This is a genomic window from Amycolatopsis iheyensis, assembly GCF_024703995.1.
Taxonomy (GTDB): domain Bacteria; phylum Actinomycetota; class Actinomycetes; order Mycobacteriales; family Pseudonocardiaceae; genus Amycolatopsis; species Amycolatopsis iheyensis.
Window position 1 is genome coordinate 233,775 of the sequence record NZ_JAMXQV010000001.1, and the last position, 14,071, is coordinate 247,845.

Below are 14,071 nucleotides of genomic sequence, written 5' to 3' on the forward strand. Positions count from 1 at the left end.
ACGTCCCGGCGGGCTCCTTCACACCCCTCGGCTCACTCCCGCGGCCGCGGTGACGGCTTGAACGGCTTTTCCTCGACCGCCATGGCCAGCGGACGACGTCGCGTGCCCGGCATCGCGGCCACCATGACCACGCCGAGCAGCAGCATCGCCGTACCCGACCAGAACAGCGGCACGGTGTCGTACGCGCCACCGGTGTAGGCGAGGTTCTTCACCGGGCCCTTCGGCGCCTGACCGCCCGCGGGCGGCGTCGTCGTGCTCCCGCAGACCACACCGCCGGTCGGCGCGTACGCCCGCGCCACCTGCTCGCCGAGCGACAGCTGCGCGAGCGACGACGGCAGGTTCTTCGCCTGGTCGTCCGGCAGCAGGCTCTTGAGCTTCGTCGTCGGCAGCAGCTGCAGGTCGAACAGCCGCGCCGACGCACCCAGCTGGAAGCCCTTGAACGGCGTGGTCATGTTCGCGGACTTCTGGTCCAGCCCGGCGATGCTGAGGCGCAGCACGCCGAGGTCGAGCACCTTGCCCGCGGTGTCGCCGACCTGCTGCAGCGGCCCGGTGGCCGGGGCCAGCAGACCGCCGACCACCGGCAGGTCCTTGAGCGCGCCGAACTGGTCGCTGAGGGGCTTCAAGGGCAGCCCGATGGGGATGTCCTTGGTCGGGTGCGCCGCGTCCAACGTGTACAGCGTCTTGCCGTTCGCGGCGATGGTCAGCACCGGCGCGGTGTAGTCCACTTTGGACGTCTTCGCGTCGCCGGTGGAGGTCACCTTGAGCGTCGGCTGGCTGACCACCTTGATGCTCAGCGCCAGCGGCGTGTCCTTGAGGATCTCGATGTCCGCGGCCTGCAGCGTCGACGTCGACTGCACGGCCTTGTTCTTCGAGCCCGGGATGTCGACCAGCTTCACCTGCGAACGCGACGACAGCGCGTTCGGCAGGCTCAGCAGCGAACCGCTGCCGGAGGCCGCGGTCTGCCCGCCGCCCTGCAGCAGGCCGCCGAGGCTCTGCAGCCCCTTGGTGAGGTCGAAGCCGCTGGCCAGCGTGCTCGGGTCGAGCTTCGGCTTGAGGGCGTCCAGGCCGAGGTTCGGCATCGACGGGATGACGTTCAGCAGCGACAGGCTCGCCAACGCCGTGCTGGCGTCGGCGATGGTGTCGACGCACGGGCCGAGCGTCGGGCTCCAGCGCGCGTGGGCGCTGCCGGTCAGCCCGCTGATGTTGAGCAGCGGGTTCTGCGGCGCGCTGAGGCCGCCACTGATCGGCTGCGGGTTGTCCGGCAGGGCGGTCTGCACGACGCTGCCCGGCGTCTGCGGCGCGTTCCCGCCGATCGACAGCCCGAACGGCGACGCCTGCGCGATCGCCTTCTCGTAGCTCAGGTAGGCGTCGGAGTTGGCCGACGCGTTGGACAGGCCCATGCCGGCCTCGAGCGCGGACTGCTTCGGCAGCGTGTCCCCGAACCCGGGCAGGATGGTGTGGGTCGGCACGGCGTTGGGCAGCAGCCGGATGATCCCGAGCGCGGTCCCCGCATCCCCGACGGCCTGCCCCAGCGGCTGCGGCCCGATGGGCGCCGAGATCGGCGCCTGCCCGGAGCTGGCCGGCTGCGGGATCGGCGTGGTGGGGTAGGTGGGATCGGCGTTCGCGGGCGCCGCGCTGAGCAGGACCAACGCCGCGGCCGCCGGCAGGGCCACCGAACGGGGCAGTCTTCGCCGCATGTGCCAGAGCCTCCAGATAGGTCGACCGGGGAGTGAGACCGACGTCATAGGGCCCTAACGACAGTCCCCCGGGAAAGTGACGCGCACAGCCTCCGCTACACTTGCTATCGTCGCCAGCGCGAGCCGGAGACATGCCGCCTTAGCTCAGTCGGCCAGAGCGATTCACTCGTAATGAATAGGTCAGGGGTTCGATTCCCCTAGGCGGCTCCGCAGGTCAGGCCCCATCCGAGACTCCTCGGGTGGGGCCTGACTCGTCTGGTGGGTGACTAAGTGGGTGACTGAGACGCCTGGCGGTGGGCGAAGAAAGTTCCGTAGGTTCACCCGTCACGGGGAACCTCCATCGTCGCGGCCGCCCTGCTCCGCTGACTCTCGCGGAGGTGTCAGCTGCTGGCGCCGCACCTTGACTTGTGGGTGTGTCGCACGCAGTACGCGGTGGCGAGCCGACTCCGTAGCGTTGGTATCACAACTGAGGTTGTCCACGACAGTAAGAATGGTGGGTGACCGCGCGGAGGTGCGGGCGAGGTGGAAGGAACTGAGGTGAAGTCTCGCCGGTGGCCGCGAGTCGCGGTGCTGTTCGGTGTGATGGCCGCGACAGTCTGGGCGGTGGGTACGTTCGGTCTCCCGGGCTGGCTGCTGGCGGATCAGCATCCGATACGTAACGTTCTGGAGGGTTTGAGTTGGCCTGCGGGAATCGTGGCTGCTCTGGCCTTGGGCGCACCCGGATTGTGGCGGTGGGTGCGCGGCCGATCGGCCAACCCGTCCCCTGTGATGGCGGCACGGATCGTGAGTCCGCTGGTGGGGCGAGCGCTGCACTTGGTCAATGGCGAGCTACCGCAGGTGTCCGGAGTGGGTTTGCTCGATCTGCGGGTGAAGCCGGCGATCGATACTTACGCCGATGACGGCTCCGACCTCCCTCCCTACGTCGCCCGGGACATCGATGAGGACCTGGAGTGGGCTATCCACGCTGGCGGGATGGTGTTGCTGCACGGCCCTGCAGCCGTGGGCAAGTCCCGGGCCGCGGTGGAGGCGCTGCGCCGACTACGACCCAGCCACAAGCTGCTTGTCCCAGACGGCGGTCCGGCGTTGCGGGAAATCATCGACGCCGGTGTGGACTTGTCGGACACGGTTCTCTGGCTCGACGACCTAGAACGCTACCTTGGCGCCGAGGGCCTCGATGTCGGGCTTTTGCAGCGGCTGTGCCCGCTCGGGAATACCGGGATTGCGGTGGTCGCAACGATGCGCGATGAGCAACTCGCTCTTCACGCCCAGTCCGCTACTCGCTCAATCGCCGACACCGGCACAGGTATCGACCAGGCTGCGGTGGAGATCCTCGCCGGAGTGCGCGGTCGCCGGCGAATTAGGGTTGCCGCGGCGCTAACCGACACCGAACGGACTCGCGCCGACCAGGCTGGTGAGCGTGACGATCGCGTCAGGCGGGCGGTCGCCGCTCCGGAAGGATTTGCTGAGTATCTGGCCGCAGGACCGGCGATGGTGGACCGCTGGTGCACAGGTGAGACTCCCGAGTTCATCCGCGGCCAAGCCCTCATCAGCGCGGCGGTCGACTGCCGACGCGCTGGACACCACGCCCCCGTGCCCGCCGCGCTCCTAGCCGATCTGCACGCCCAATTTCTGCCGCCCGCCTGGCGGAATCGCGCCGACCTGCCCTCTCTGGACGTGGGATTGCACTGGGCTACCCGGCGGGTCCTCGGCGCCAGCTCCTGCTTACAACCCACCTCTGACGAGCGCTACCTGGCCTCGGACTACCTGCTTGACCGCACCCAGCGAGCCCGCACCGATTCAGCCCTACCGCTTACTGGCCCCGTCAGGGATAGGACCTGGACCGTCCTGGCGGCCGCGCTGCCCCCCATGCAAAACTTTCGTATCGGCGTTACCGCCTACTACGCTGGCCGTCCTGACGTCGCCGAACAGGCATTTATCGCCGCCGCTCCGTATGACTCAGAAGCCTCATTCAACCTCGGATTTCTGCTCGGTGAGCAGTCGGGTCGTGAAGCTGAGGCCGAACAGGCTTACCGCGCCGCCGCCGCCGCCGGCGGCATCAAAGCCCTGAACAACCTAGGGCTATTGCTCGGTGAGCAGTCGGGTCGTGAAGCTGAGGCCGAGCAGGCCTTCCGTGCCGCCGCCGCTGCTGGCATCACCCAAGCCCGGTTCAATCTGGCGCTATTGCTCGGTGAAAAGTCGGGTCGTGAAGCTGAGGCCGAGCAGGTCTACCGTGACGCCGTCGCCGATGGCGACACCGAGGCCATGTTCAATCTAGCGGTGATGCTCAGCGAGCAATCGGGTCGTGAAGCTGAGGCTGAACAGCTTTTCCGCGATGCCGTCGCCGCCGGCGACCTCAAAGCATCAAATAACTTGGGAATCCTGCTTAGCGCCAAGTCGGGTTGTGAAGTCGAGGCCGAACGCTTTCTCCGCGACGCCGTCGCGGCTGGCAATACTAACGCTTTGTTCAACCTGGGGTTCCTGCTTGGCGAGCAACCGGGTCGCGAAGCTGAGGCCGAACAGGCTTACCGCGATGCTGTCGCCGGCGGCATCTTCCAAGCCCTGAACAACCTGGCGCTACTGCTCAGCAGACAATCGGGTCGTGAAGCTGAGGCTGAACAGCTCTACCGTGACGCCGTCGCCGCCGGCGATACTGGCGCCCTGAATAATCTAGCTGTATTGCTCAGCAGACAATCGGGTCGTGAAGCTGAGGCTGAACAGCTCTACCGTGACGCCGTCGCCGCCGGCGATACTGGCGCCCTGAATAATCTGGCTGTGTTGCTCAGCAGGCAGCCGGGTCGTGAAGCTGATGCTGAATAGCTCTACCGCGACGCCGCCGCCAGCAACACCTAATCCCCGAACAACGCGCACACCCTGCTCGACTAGGCCCAGCAAGACAAAGTCGATTAGTGCCCGTAGTGGTCGACCACGGCGTATGGGGTCTCCTCACGGCGTAGCGCTGGGGCTTGACGCCACAGATTCGTGCCTCGGCCAGGCTAGAGCTTCGGCAGGAACGTGTGCTCGGCGAATCGGGGAGTGAGGCCCAGCCGGCGCGCCGACTGGAGGGAGGTCAGGACGCGCCGACCGGGGGCTTAGGGCAACGCGTTATCCGTGGCGTGGCGTCGTAGTGCTCGGGCGGCGTTCTCGTAGGTGGTCAAGGCGGCTTGGTGGGTGGAGTAGACGGCGCCGTGCTGGTGGCGCAGCGTGACGGCGAGTGCGCCGGCGCGGCGTTCGTAGAGGGTGAACGGTTCGACCAGGCCGGGCGGGCAGTCGGCGGCGGGGACGATTCGCACGCCGATCCGCGGCTTTCTCGCCCAGGCGCGCAGTTGGTCGAGCTGGTCGCGGAGGACATCGGCGGTGCAAGCGTCGGGCCGGGTGGCGACTTCGCCGATCAGGAAGGTGTGCGGCGGCCCCGGTTCGTCGGACAAGGCGAGCTGACGTGCGGTCCGGAGAAGACAGCACACGTCGGCGGCCTCTGGGGCGAGCAGGCCGGTGTCGCGCAAGGCGCGGGCGTACTCGGCGGTCTGCAGGACCTCGGGGATGAGGGTCGGCGACCACTCGGTCACGCGGGTAGATCGCTGTTCAAAGGCGGTACGCAGGTAGTTCTCAGCGCGTCCGGTGCGATCGATCAGGTCGTGGTCGCGGGACCGGCGGGCCAGGTCGATGAGGTGTTCGCGCACGGGTTGTGGTGCTCGCAGGACCCCGAGGATGTGGGCCACGATCGTGTCCTGTGGCGCGCGGTGGCCGAGTTCGAAGCTCGACAGCACGGCGGGATAGATGCCGATCATGTCGGCCAGTCGGCGCAGGCCGATGCCGCGCTCGTTGCGGGCTTCGCGCAGGCCGCCGGCCAGGGCGATGACGGCTGGTCGGAGGACAGTTTCGGTCACGGTTCAGACCGCTCCGTTCGGTCGTGGGTTTCTGTGTCGGGGGCATTGAGCAGGGCAGACGGATCGAGTTCGGTGCCGTCGAGTTCGCCGGCGCGGCGGGTGAGGGCAACGCCGATGTGGACGAGTTGGCGGCCGAGGGTGCGCAGACCGGCGGCGTAGGCTGCGTCGTCCGGCTGGAGGGTCAGAAGCTCAACGGTCACGCTTCCGATCTTGGAGTTGACCTTCGAGAGCGCGGCGAGCAACTCGCGGTCACGAGCGTGCACGTGGCACCCCGATCCGCCGGTGCTCGTTCTGGGCCGCGCAGACGGGACAGACCCGGCCCGGCCTGGGAATCACCCGGTGGCGGCTGATGCTGGGCCGGTCATGTTCCAGCGGGAACCGGACGTCGGTCAGGCACCAGGGCAACAGCATGACGAGCCGCGGGTTGGCCATCTGCGAGTGCAGGTACAGGTGCGCCCACCCGCCGCCCCCGGTGAACTCGTGCCACTCCCAGAAGTCCAGGTACGAGCTGGCGCCCGTCATCGGGCCGTCGTCCAAGGCGGTCATCGAAGCCCTCGCTCGACGTCGAACGCCCGGACCGCGGCGGCAGCCTGCTCCCAGTCGGCATCGGTCATGTCCGCGTGCTTCGTCGGATGCCGATAGGTGTCAAGATCGATCTCGTTGAGCCGCTGACCACCCGAGTTGAACAGCGACGCGCCACACCTGAACGTCGGTCGGTCGGAGAAGTGCTCCGCGGTCATGGCGCCTTGCACCCCTGAGCTGTGCGAGCGTCGCGCAGCGAGACGGTCAACGCCTCACCCAGCTGGTTCCGAAGCTGAGCGGCCGACTCGGCGCTGAACAGGATCGGCTCGCCTGGAGGCGTCGAGCTGATCAGCGCGATCCGGTCGTCATCCCGTACCTCGACCTCGACGTGTGCCGGACCGCCGAGCTGGTCCACACCCTCGATGCTCTGTCGCGTACGTCGTCGATCACGCATAGTTAGTGACCGTACAAAGATGCAGGTCACAAACGTTTCCTGCTGGGAAACCCAGATCTGTACCCTGAGGCGCATGGACTCGATCGGCATCACGATCCGCCGGCTTCGCCGTTGGCGTGGCCTATCCCTCGAACAACTCGCCGGCCTGTCCGGCCTGTCGAAGGGCTACCTGTCCAAGATCGAAAACGAGCGCACGGCGATCGACAAGCGCTCAACCCTGGTCGCGATCGCCGGCGCGCTCCGCGTCAGCCTCTCCGACATCACCGGCGACGGGCTGGAGATCCGCGACCCGCAGGCCGACTCCGCCATCCCGGCTATCCGTGATGCCCTGCTGAGCACCGATCTCGACGGCACCGAGCCGCCGATCGGCGACCTTGCGCAGCTGCTGTCCGAGACGCAGCTGGTCGCGGCCCTGCGGCAGGCGAACCAAGACGCCGAGGTCGGCGCCCGTCTCCCCGAGCTGCTGCTGGCACTGCACACCCACGTCGACAAGCCGGACGCGCTCCGCTCGCTCGTCACCGCCACCCACACCACGGCCCTGCTCACGAAGGGGCTCGGCGCGTTCGAGTTGGCCTGGATCGCCGCCGACCGCGGCCACGAGGCAGCCCAGCGGCTCGGCGAACCCGGCTGGATCGCCCTCGCCGAGTTCGCGCGCACGCAGGCCCTGTCCGGCCTCGGCGCGCACAAGCGGGCGTCGAAGCTCGCCGAACGCGCCTTGGACTACGTGCCGGCCGACGCCTACGACGTCCGCGGCGCGCTCACCCTCACCACCGGCTACACCGAATCCGTCCTGGGCGGCGACGCCACCGCAGCGCTCGACGAAGCCGCCGGCCTGGCCGAACACGTCGAATACGGCAACAAGAACTTCCTACTGTTCAGCCCGGCCAACGTCGTGCTCTGGCGCATCTCATCAGCCCTCGAACGCGGCGACCACGCCGAAGCCGCCCGCCTCGCCGCGACCGTTGATCCAGCCGAGCTCACCATCGACTCGCGCCGCACGACGTTCCTGATCGAGCACGCCCGAGCGCTTTACGGCATCCGCAGGCCTGATGAAGAGGTCCTGGCGCTCCTGGTACAGGCCGAGAAGCTGGGCCATATCCGAACCCGAACGAACCCGTTCGTGCGGGAGATCATCTCCACGATGCTGGCCCGCGCTCGGCGCGAGGGCGTAGCGCGCGAGGTCCGCGGCATGGCCGACCGGATGGGGCTGATCAAAACAGCTTAATACGAACGCAGTGCCCGTCTACGCGGCAGGCTTCGGAACCTCGATCACAGGGGCCGGTCGCGGAGCATGCTGGCGGGTGAGGACCCGGCTTCCTCGAACTCGCCGAGCCAGCTCTCGTAAATCATGGTCATGTCGGGCAGGACGTGCCAGCGGTCGACGGTGCTGGACTAGTCGGCAAGATGTACGTGATGGCGTGGGTGAGGCGGATGTGTCGACGTGAGCCTCGGCGACGGCGGTAGCGCGCGGGCTTCGCTTCGAGCTGTATTTACTGGAGCAGTCGAAGGGCGTCTTCCGGCTCACGAGACCCCATCAGATCACATGGCGGCTGCGTACATTGCTTCCAACGCTCAACGAATGGGAATGACTGCAGCCTGTCGTCGAGTAAGTATGTAAAAATAACCGTTCGAATGTACACTGACTCAGGCTGGCTAGGGTGGCTTACTGCGTCGGAGGGTGGCAGCCGTGTTTGACTGGTCTGGCAAGTTGGACTTTGTGCGCGCTCTCTCGAACGTTCGGAGTGACAGCCGTGACGATTGGTATCAAGATCCGTGGGATTGGCCAGAGTATGACTTCGTGCGCGCTGAGAAGTGGGCCAGCCTGGTTCGTCGGCTGAATGCTTCTGGCGCTTGTCAGGTCTACAGCATCGATGTCCCAAAGGAAAACTTTGGCGTCCGTCCCGCTGTGGTCATGGAGCCACTCGATCGACTCATGTATCAATCGCTGGTAGATTTTCAGCGATTCAATCTAATAAATGACCTTGACTATTGGGTGTATGGATGGCGGTTGCCCCGGCAAGACTCGCATGGAAAAAACTACTTGACCAATAAGGTTGAATGGGCAGGGTATCGCGTTGCGCTATCAAATTTGGCTGAATTCAGCCCTGTGGGTTTGAAGACGGACGTTACATCGTGCTTTGCAAGCATTCCTATGGGCGGTTTAGTCAAAGACCTGCGACGTCACGGTGTGGCAGGCGATGCTCTCGAGCGGCTGATTGATCTCCTCGTCGAGTTGGATCAGACGCCGGGACGGTCGGGTTTGATGCAAAGGTCAAAGTCCTCATCGGTCCTTGCCAATATGTATCTTCGGCGCTTGGACAAGCCTCTTCATGAGTACTACGAGAAGCTGCCGAAACGCGGATTCAAGCGAGCGCTATCTGGTCGTGGCGGCGTTGTTCGCTGGATGGATGATATTTGGGTTTTCGGACTAGATGAGGCAACTCTTCGAGGTGTTCAGGTGGAGCTCGAAGGCGTAGCACATGGTGCAAAACTCGAACTTAATATGGGTAAGACTGTCGTAAAGGCCAATGAAGACTTGGTTGCGGCCGTCCGAAAGATTCAACACAGTGCGGTCGATGATGCGCTCGACTCTGATCCCACTGACTGGCAACCGTTAGAAGAGTTGCTCGATGGGATAATCGATGACCCCACGCAGGCGGATCGTACTACAATCAGGTTCGCTCTGCATCGAATGCGTACCCATGAAATCAGCTCGCGCCGCGATCGTTTGACAAGTGCAGTATCGATGATGCCGCACGCTGCCGACCATGTCGCGCGAGCCTATCGGCATCTTGGCTGGTGGCGCAGCATGCGGGAATGGTATCTGGAATACAAAAAAGGTCCCTGGGCCCACTTTGAGTGGAGTGTAGCTCGTCTTGGTGCTATGTTTCCGACCCAGGCCAGAATCTCATTAAGGATGCGGACGGCTTTTGCTGAGACTTTGCATGAGCGTCCTTCGTTGCCGCTGATGGCACTTACTGCGCAACGCTTAGCTTTTTGGGATCCAGATTTGGCGCGAGAGGTGATTTATGAGCTGCTCCCCCGGGTTGACCATCCGCATGAGCGTCGGATTCTTGCACTGTCACTTTTGCGCACGGGAGATGAGCGACGACTGATCAGACGCTCGCTTTCAGATTTCGAAGAAAACGCATTGACATTGCGGATGATTGAGAAAAATAGATTCGATCCGTTTGCAGTCTCGCCAGATTTCAGAGCTGATGACGATGACTGATTGAGTGCAAGTTGGCAATTAGGTGTTCATCGGCTACCGTGGAGGCTGCACATGTATCGACTGGCTATATTTAGTTCTTATTATAGCTGCTATTGTGGGGTTGGTTTTCTCAAGCGGTGACCTCTGGATGGCACTCTTGACGGGACTTATAACCGGTTGCGCCGTGCCAATTATTGATGCCGTGATTCAGAACCGGAAATATCTAAGAATAGTATCTGCAACTCTGCGCTACAGGCGTACTCGGGTTCGTGTATCGGTTTCGTATCTTCTTCGCGTCGAACGGAACGGAAAGTATCTCCTGGTGCGAGGGAAGCGATATTCGAATCAATTCCAGCCGATTGGTGGCGTTTACAAGGTGAATCCGTCCGCGCAGGCCGCCTTTCGTCGGTGGAAAGTTGAAACGGATGACTTGATACCGATAGACACTTCTAGTCAGAATGATCTCCGTATTTGGATCAAAGGAAGTCATCTGCTTAGCTTTGTTCGCTGGTTTGAGAGTGGCAAGAATCGAGAAGTTGGCCCAATGAGAGAGCTTTATGAGGAGCTTGTGATGCCGCACTTGCTCGAAGAAAAGTTCCGTTACGTGCTGCCGACTTCCTGGAGCGAAGGGTCGAAAAAGTCAGATTTAGTGACTTTGCCAATGGTCGCGAGTTGCTGATTGCTGATATTTATGAGCTATTACTGAATTCCGAGCAGGCGGCAGAGTTGGATGCCTTGCCTGTGGACGCCTCCGGTGAGGGCGATTTGTTGTGGGCCTCTGCTGATCAAATCAGACGCCGAGGCGCTAAGCCAGGAGAAAAGCAGAATTATGAGATATCGGCAACTTCGAACTGGACGATCTGATGTAGTTTGTGATTCGAATTACTGCAGTTTGATCTGTTCTTTGGCTGATGCTTTGAGTTTTGCGATTAGTTCGATATAGAGGCCGCGGCTTCTTAGTACTGCAGCCGCAGGGCGTGATCTAGCGACGTGTCGTGGTCATGAGGGCGGCTACTGCGTGATCGGCCTCAAGGTGTTGGATCTCGAAGTGGACGCGGTGGCTGCGTCGTCGCCCCTACCTGATAACCGTCTTGCTTGCTGGAGGGCCGAGTGTTCGATGACATGTTCGCGCTGGTCGTAGGGTGTTTTTGCGCAGGCCGATTCACGCCGGCGGGCATGCAACGCCTGCTGAACTTCTACCGCTGGGACCCCGACTGTGGTTTACCCCGGGCCTCCCGGTGTGTCTCAAGGCCCTGACAGCTCGTTCAGGCGCCGCCAGTGTGCACCGAGACTCCCTCGTTTTCGTCTCGTCTCGGGCGTGGACCGAACGCGACACCTTGACGTTCGGCGGGATCGCAGCGAAGACCCGATAAAGCCCGAGGCCCGGCGACATCGGCGGATGGCTGGTGGTGATCGGATTCTGTGAGGTGCACGGCTCCGTGCCGTGTGCTGCCACGCTGGGAGCGAGCCTCCGCCGGCCCAGTGGCGTGGGCGTTTGCTGAGGGTCGAACTGAGGGGCAATCAGGGCGGCAAGCGACGGACGTCCACGGACGCCTGGAGACTCCGAAAGTGCAGGTCAGAGCCCTGCAACCAAGGTCAACAAGTGACGAATTCCGCTCGTAATGAATAGGTCGGGGGTTCGATTCCCCCAGGCGGCTCCGCAGGTCAGGCCCCATCCGAGACACCTCGGTTGGGGCCTGATCCGTTTGGTGGGTGAACCGGTGCGCGGCCGAGAAAGTTCCGCAGGTTCATCCGTTGGGCGGAACGATCCACCACCCGCCCGATGGTCGACTCGCTCCATGCGGATCCCGGTCGTCCAGCAGCTCGTCGACGAGGTCGCTTCCGCGCGGGCGTCGTTGCGGGCGAGCAGGCGCGGGCTCGTCCTCAGCGCCGTCCGGTCGATCACCGAGGAGCAGGTTCGCGGCCGGGACGCCGTCGTCGCGGCCTTCGCGCGGCGCGGGCACCAGGCGGACGTCATCGCGGGCGAGCACCGGGCCGTTTACCGGAAGCTGGCGCGGCAGGAGCTCTCGACCGGCCGCTTCCAGTTCGCCGGCTTCAGCGCGGGCCTCGTCGCGCTGGTCGCGTTCTGGGTCGGGGTCGGGTGGTACTTCGACGATCACTTCAACGCGGCCGGGGCGATCTTCGCCGGTATGGGTGGCTATCTGTTCGTCTTCGGGCCCGCGATGCTGCTCACCTGGCTCCTGTCGCGCCTGCCGTCGCTCCAGCTGGTCCTCGTGGGCTTGTACATGCTCGCGGTGACGTTCGCGGCCGGCCTCATCGGCTATGGCGAACTCACCGGGGCAGGGCCGGTGCGCGTCGGCCGGGGCTCCGGAGGGCTGGCTTTCGTGCTGGTCGAAGGCATCCTCTCCATCGGGCTCATGGTGGCCGTCGTGGTCGTCGGCGGGCTCATCGCCGTGTACGTGCAACGTCGCCGGCGGTTGGCGTTGCCCGGGTCGCACAGCCTGCGCCTGCTGTTCCAGGCCATCGAGATGTCGGCCGCGGACGAGCCGTTCCTGCGCGCGGACACCCGGCGGGAGCTCGTCCGGCACATGGCGCAGCTGGCGGTGATCCTCAGAGTGGCGCTGTGGAAGACCGTGCGCCCGTCGAGCCGGCTGGCGCGTTCGGTCCTCAAGCACCGGTGCGCGCTCGCCGCGCAGACAGTCGAAGTGATGGGCGTCTGGGTCACCCTGCCCGCGAAGACGACGCGTACGGATTACCAGGACCGGATGTGCGCTCTAGCCGAGACGCTGATGTCCGGCCGGCTGGACGAGCTCCCGGTCGAGCCCCTTCGCGGCGCCATCAGCTTGCAGAGCAGGCTCGCCTCACTGTCCGGCTTCCTGCGGATGATCCTCATCGGCGCTGTCCCGATAGGTGTCGTGGGGGGACTGGTCAAGTTCGGCGGCGTCCCGTCGGAAGCCATCGCCGGACCTGTGTGGACGTTCCTGTGGATCTGGCTGCTGGTGGCGTTGCTCAGCGCGCTCGGCGAGCTCGCCACCGGACGGACCTTGTTTGACCGCACGCTGGAACTCTTCTCCAGGGCATCCAAGGAATGATCACCCGGTCGGGGGAAACGTGCGAAGGCCCCCAGCACGAGCCGGGGGCCTTCGCGATCAGCAAAGGGGCTACTTCGGAGCCGACACCTTGACCACTGTGGCCTTTGCGTCGCCGCGGGGGGTTTTGTAGGTGATCTCGTCGCCCGCCTTGGCTCCCACCAGTGCCAGGCCCAAGGGGCTGTCCGACGTTATCGCGTCCGCGTCCTCGCCCGGGACCGTCACCACCTGGAACGTCTCTTCGTCGCCGTCCGAGAAGCGGAGGGAGACCTGTGTGCCGTCCGGGAGCTGGGCGTTGCCGTAGCCGCCGTGCTCCATCTTCGCGGCCAGGTCGGCGATCTGGCGGTCCAGCCGGGCCGCCGCCTCCGCGCGGTCGATCACGTCCGCCTGGTCCGCCGCGTCCCCGGTGCGTTCCTGCTCGCCGGGTTGCGGCGCGAGGGCTTCCCGTTGCGCGCGCAGGTTCGCGATTTCCTTCTCCAGCTGGCTGCGCGCAGCCGGGCTGAGCCCCTTGTCCCCTGAGATCACCATGCCGGGCATTGTCCGCTGCGCGGACCGGGGTGGCCAATCCGGTTTTTCACCCCGAGGTCACCCGCGGGACGTCTGCCCTAGGATTCGGGGCTGCCGTCCAGGAAGAAGGTAACGAGAATCACCGTGAGCGCAGTCCCCGGTCGCAGCGACCGGCTCTCTCCCAACCAGCTGGCCAAGCAGGAGCAGATCGTCGAGGCCGCCCGCGTCGTGCTCGCGCGCGACGGGCTCGCGGGCTGCACCGTCCGCGCCATCGCCGACGCCGGCCCGCTCACCAAGAGCGCCATCCACTACTACTTCGCCGACATCGACGTCCTCATCGACCGCGCCATGGCCGCGCACATCACCGCCTTCGCCGCGGGACTGCGCGAGGTCGCCGCGAAGCACGACGAGCCGCGTGCACGCCTCTTCGCCGTCCTCGAGGAGTACCTGCGCGTCTTCGCCGCGAACCCGAACGCCGCGTTCCTCTGGTTCGAGTACTGGATCGCGGCCGGCCGCGCGCAGCACCCGCAGGCCATCGACGTCATGCTCAGCTCGCTGACCGAGCTGCTCGCCGAGCTCCTCGCCCCGCTCGACGTCGACGACCCGCGGGCGCGCGCCCGGGCGCTGCTGTCGTACCTGCTGGGCACGGTCGTCCAGCAGCGGGTGCGGCCGCGGCCGTTCGCCGCGCTGCGCGGCGACATCGAGGCGCTCTGCTTCGCCAACTACGGCTAGCAACGCCCTTTAGA

Annotated in this window: 12 protein-coding genes, 1 tRNA gene and 1 pseudogene; 7 read left to right on the top strand and 7 right to left on the bottom strand. The window is 64.9% G+C overall.

Translation table 11 applies throughout. The annotated features are described in order from the left end of the window. Nucleotides 1-32 precede the first annotated feature (32 nt). Nucleotides 33-1,697 (bottom strand): hypothetical protein, encoded by a 1,665-nt coding sequence (locus M8542_RS01210; RefSeq protein WP_257918072.1) that lies wholly within the window; start codon nucleotides 1,695-1,697, stop codon nucleotides 33-35. A gap of 133 nt (nucleotides 1,698-1,830) precedes the next feature. On the opposite strand from M8542_RS01210, the gene M8542_RS01215 reads away from it, so the two are divergent. Then, nucleotides 1,831-1,904: transfer RNA gene (locus M8542_RS01215), tRNA-Thr, on the top strand. Nucleotides 1,905-2,264: 360 nt separating this feature from the next. Then, nucleotides 2,265-4,514 (top strand): tetratricopeptide repeat protein, encoded by a 2,250-nt coding sequence (locus M8542_RS01220; protein WP_257918073.1) that lies wholly within the window; start codon nucleotides 2,265-2,267, stop codon nucleotides 4,512-4,514. Nucleotides 4,515-4,786: 272 nt separating this feature from the next. Here the strand turns inward: M8542_RS01220 and M8542_RS01225 are convergent, their stop codons facing one another. From M8542_RS01225 to M8542_RS01245, 5 genes are read right to left on the bottom strand one after another with little or no spacing between them, the layout of a single operon-like run. Continuing rightward, complete coding sequence (locus M8542_RS01225) at nucleotides 4,787-5,581, bottom strand: Scr1 family TA system antitoxin-like transcriptional regulator (RefSeq protein ID WP_257918074.1); 795 nt, start codon at nucleotides 5,579-5,581, stop codon at nucleotides 4,787-4,789. Then, on the bottom strand, nucleotides 5,578-5,844 hold the full coding sequence (locus M8542_RS01230; protein ID WP_257918075.1) for a hypothetical protein: 267 nt from the start codon (nucleotides 5,842-5,844) through the stop codon (nucleotides 5,578-5,580). Before M8542_RS01230 ends, M8542_RS01225 begins: the two co-directional genes overlap by 4 nt. Next, nucleotides 5,831-6,127 (bottom strand): hypothetical protein, encoded by a 297-nt coding sequence (locus M8542_RS01235; RefSeq protein ID WP_257918076.1) that lies wholly within the window; start codon nucleotides 6,125-6,127, stop codon nucleotides 5,831-5,833. Before M8542_RS01235 ends, M8542_RS01230 begins: the two co-directional genes overlap by 14 nt. Continuing rightward, the gene (locus M8542_RS01240; RefSeq protein ID WP_257918077.1) at nucleotides 6,124-6,321 is read right to left on the bottom strand and encodes a hypothetical protein; all 198 of its coding nucleotides are present in this window, start codon (nucleotides 6,319-6,321) and stop codon (nucleotides 6,124-6,126) included. Before M8542_RS01240 ends, M8542_RS01235 begins: the two co-directional genes overlap by 4 nt. After that, nucleotides 6,318-6,518, bottom strand: a complete 201-nt coding sequence (locus M8542_RS01245) for a hypothetical protein (RefSeq protein ID WP_257918078.1) — start codon at nucleotides 6,516-6,518, stop codon at nucleotides 6,318-6,320. The genes M8542_RS01240 and M8542_RS01245 overlap by 4 nt, the downstream gene beginning before the upstream one ends. Nucleotides 6,519-6,630: 112 nt before the next feature. On the opposite strand from M8542_RS01245, the gene M8542_RS01250 reads away from it, so the two are divergent. The 4 genes and pseudogenes from M8542_RS01250 (at nucleotide 6,631) to M8542_RS01265 (ending at nucleotide 12,821) form a co-directional block, all read left to right on the top strand. After that, nucleotides 6,631-7,782, top strand: a complete 1,152-nt coding sequence (locus tag M8542_RS01250) for a helix-turn-helix domain-containing protein (RefSeq protein WP_257918079.1) — start codon at nucleotides 6,631-6,633, stop codon at nucleotides 7,780-7,782. A gap of 573 nt (nucleotides 7,783-8,355) precedes the next feature. After that, a complete protein-coding gene (locus M8542_RS01255) occupies nucleotides 8,356-9,789 on the top strand; it encodes an RNA-directed DNA polymerase (RefSeq protein ID WP_257918080.1) in 1,434 nt (477 codons plus the stop codon). Nucleotides 9,790-9,916: 127 nt separating this feature from the next. Then, nucleotides 9,917-10,632, top strand: a pseudogene (locus M8542_RS01260) (SMODS-associated NUDIX domain-containing protein). A gap of 935 nt (nucleotides 10,633-11,567) precedes the next feature. Beyond that, nucleotides 11,568-12,821, top strand: a complete 1,254-nt coding sequence (locus M8542_RS01265; RefSeq protein WP_257918081.1) for a hypothetical protein — start codon at nucleotides 11,568-11,570, stop codon at nucleotides 12,819-12,821. Nucleotides 12,822-12,890: 69 nt separating this feature from the next. On the opposite strand, the gene M8542_RS01270 is transcribed toward M8542_RS01265, so the two are convergent. Continuing rightward, the gene (locus M8542_RS01270) at nucleotides 12,891-13,346 is read right to left on the bottom strand and encodes a GreA/GreB family elongation factor (RefSeq protein WP_257918082.1); all 456 of its coding nucleotides are present in this window, start codon (nucleotides 13,344-13,346) and stop codon (nucleotides 12,891-12,893) included. 123 nt (nucleotides 13,347-13,469) lie between these two features. Between M8542_RS01270 and M8542_RS01275 the strand changes: the two genes are divergently transcribed. Next, complete coding sequence (locus tag M8542_RS01275; protein WP_257918083.1) at nucleotides 13,470-14,057, top strand: TetR/AcrR family transcriptional regulator; 588 nt, start codon at nucleotides 13,470-13,472, stop codon at nucleotides 14,055-14,057. The last annotated feature ends 14 nt before the right edge of the window (nucleotides 14,058-14,071 follow it).

Excerpts from the sequence above, each read along its gene's own strand:
- M8542_RS01270 (WP_257918082.1), bottom strand. The coding sequence starts at position 13,346 with ATGGTGATCTCAGGGGACAAGGGGCTCAGCCCGGCTGCGCGCAGCCAG.
- M8542_RS01235 (WP_257918076.1), bottom strand. The coding sequence starts at position 6,127 with ATGACCGCCTTGGACGACGGCCCGATGACGGGCGCCAGCTCGTACCTG.
- M8542_RS01240 (WP_257918077.1), bottom strand. The coding sequence starts at position 6,321 with ATGACCGCGGAGCACTTCTCCGACCGACCGACGTTCAGGTGTGGCGCG.
- M8542_RS01265 (WP_257918081.1), top strand. The coding sequence starts at position 11,568 with ATGCGGATCCCGGTCGTCCAGCAGCTCGTCGACGAGGTCGCTTCCGCG.
- M8542_RS01250 (WP_257918079.1), top strand. The coding sequence starts at position 6,631 with ATGGACTCGATCGGCATCACGATCCGCCGGCTTCGCCGTTGGCGTGGC.
- M8542_RS01210 (WP_257918072.1), bottom strand. The coding sequence starts at position 1,697 with ATGCGGCGAAGACTGCCCCGTTCGGTGGCCCTGCCGGCGGCCGCGGCG.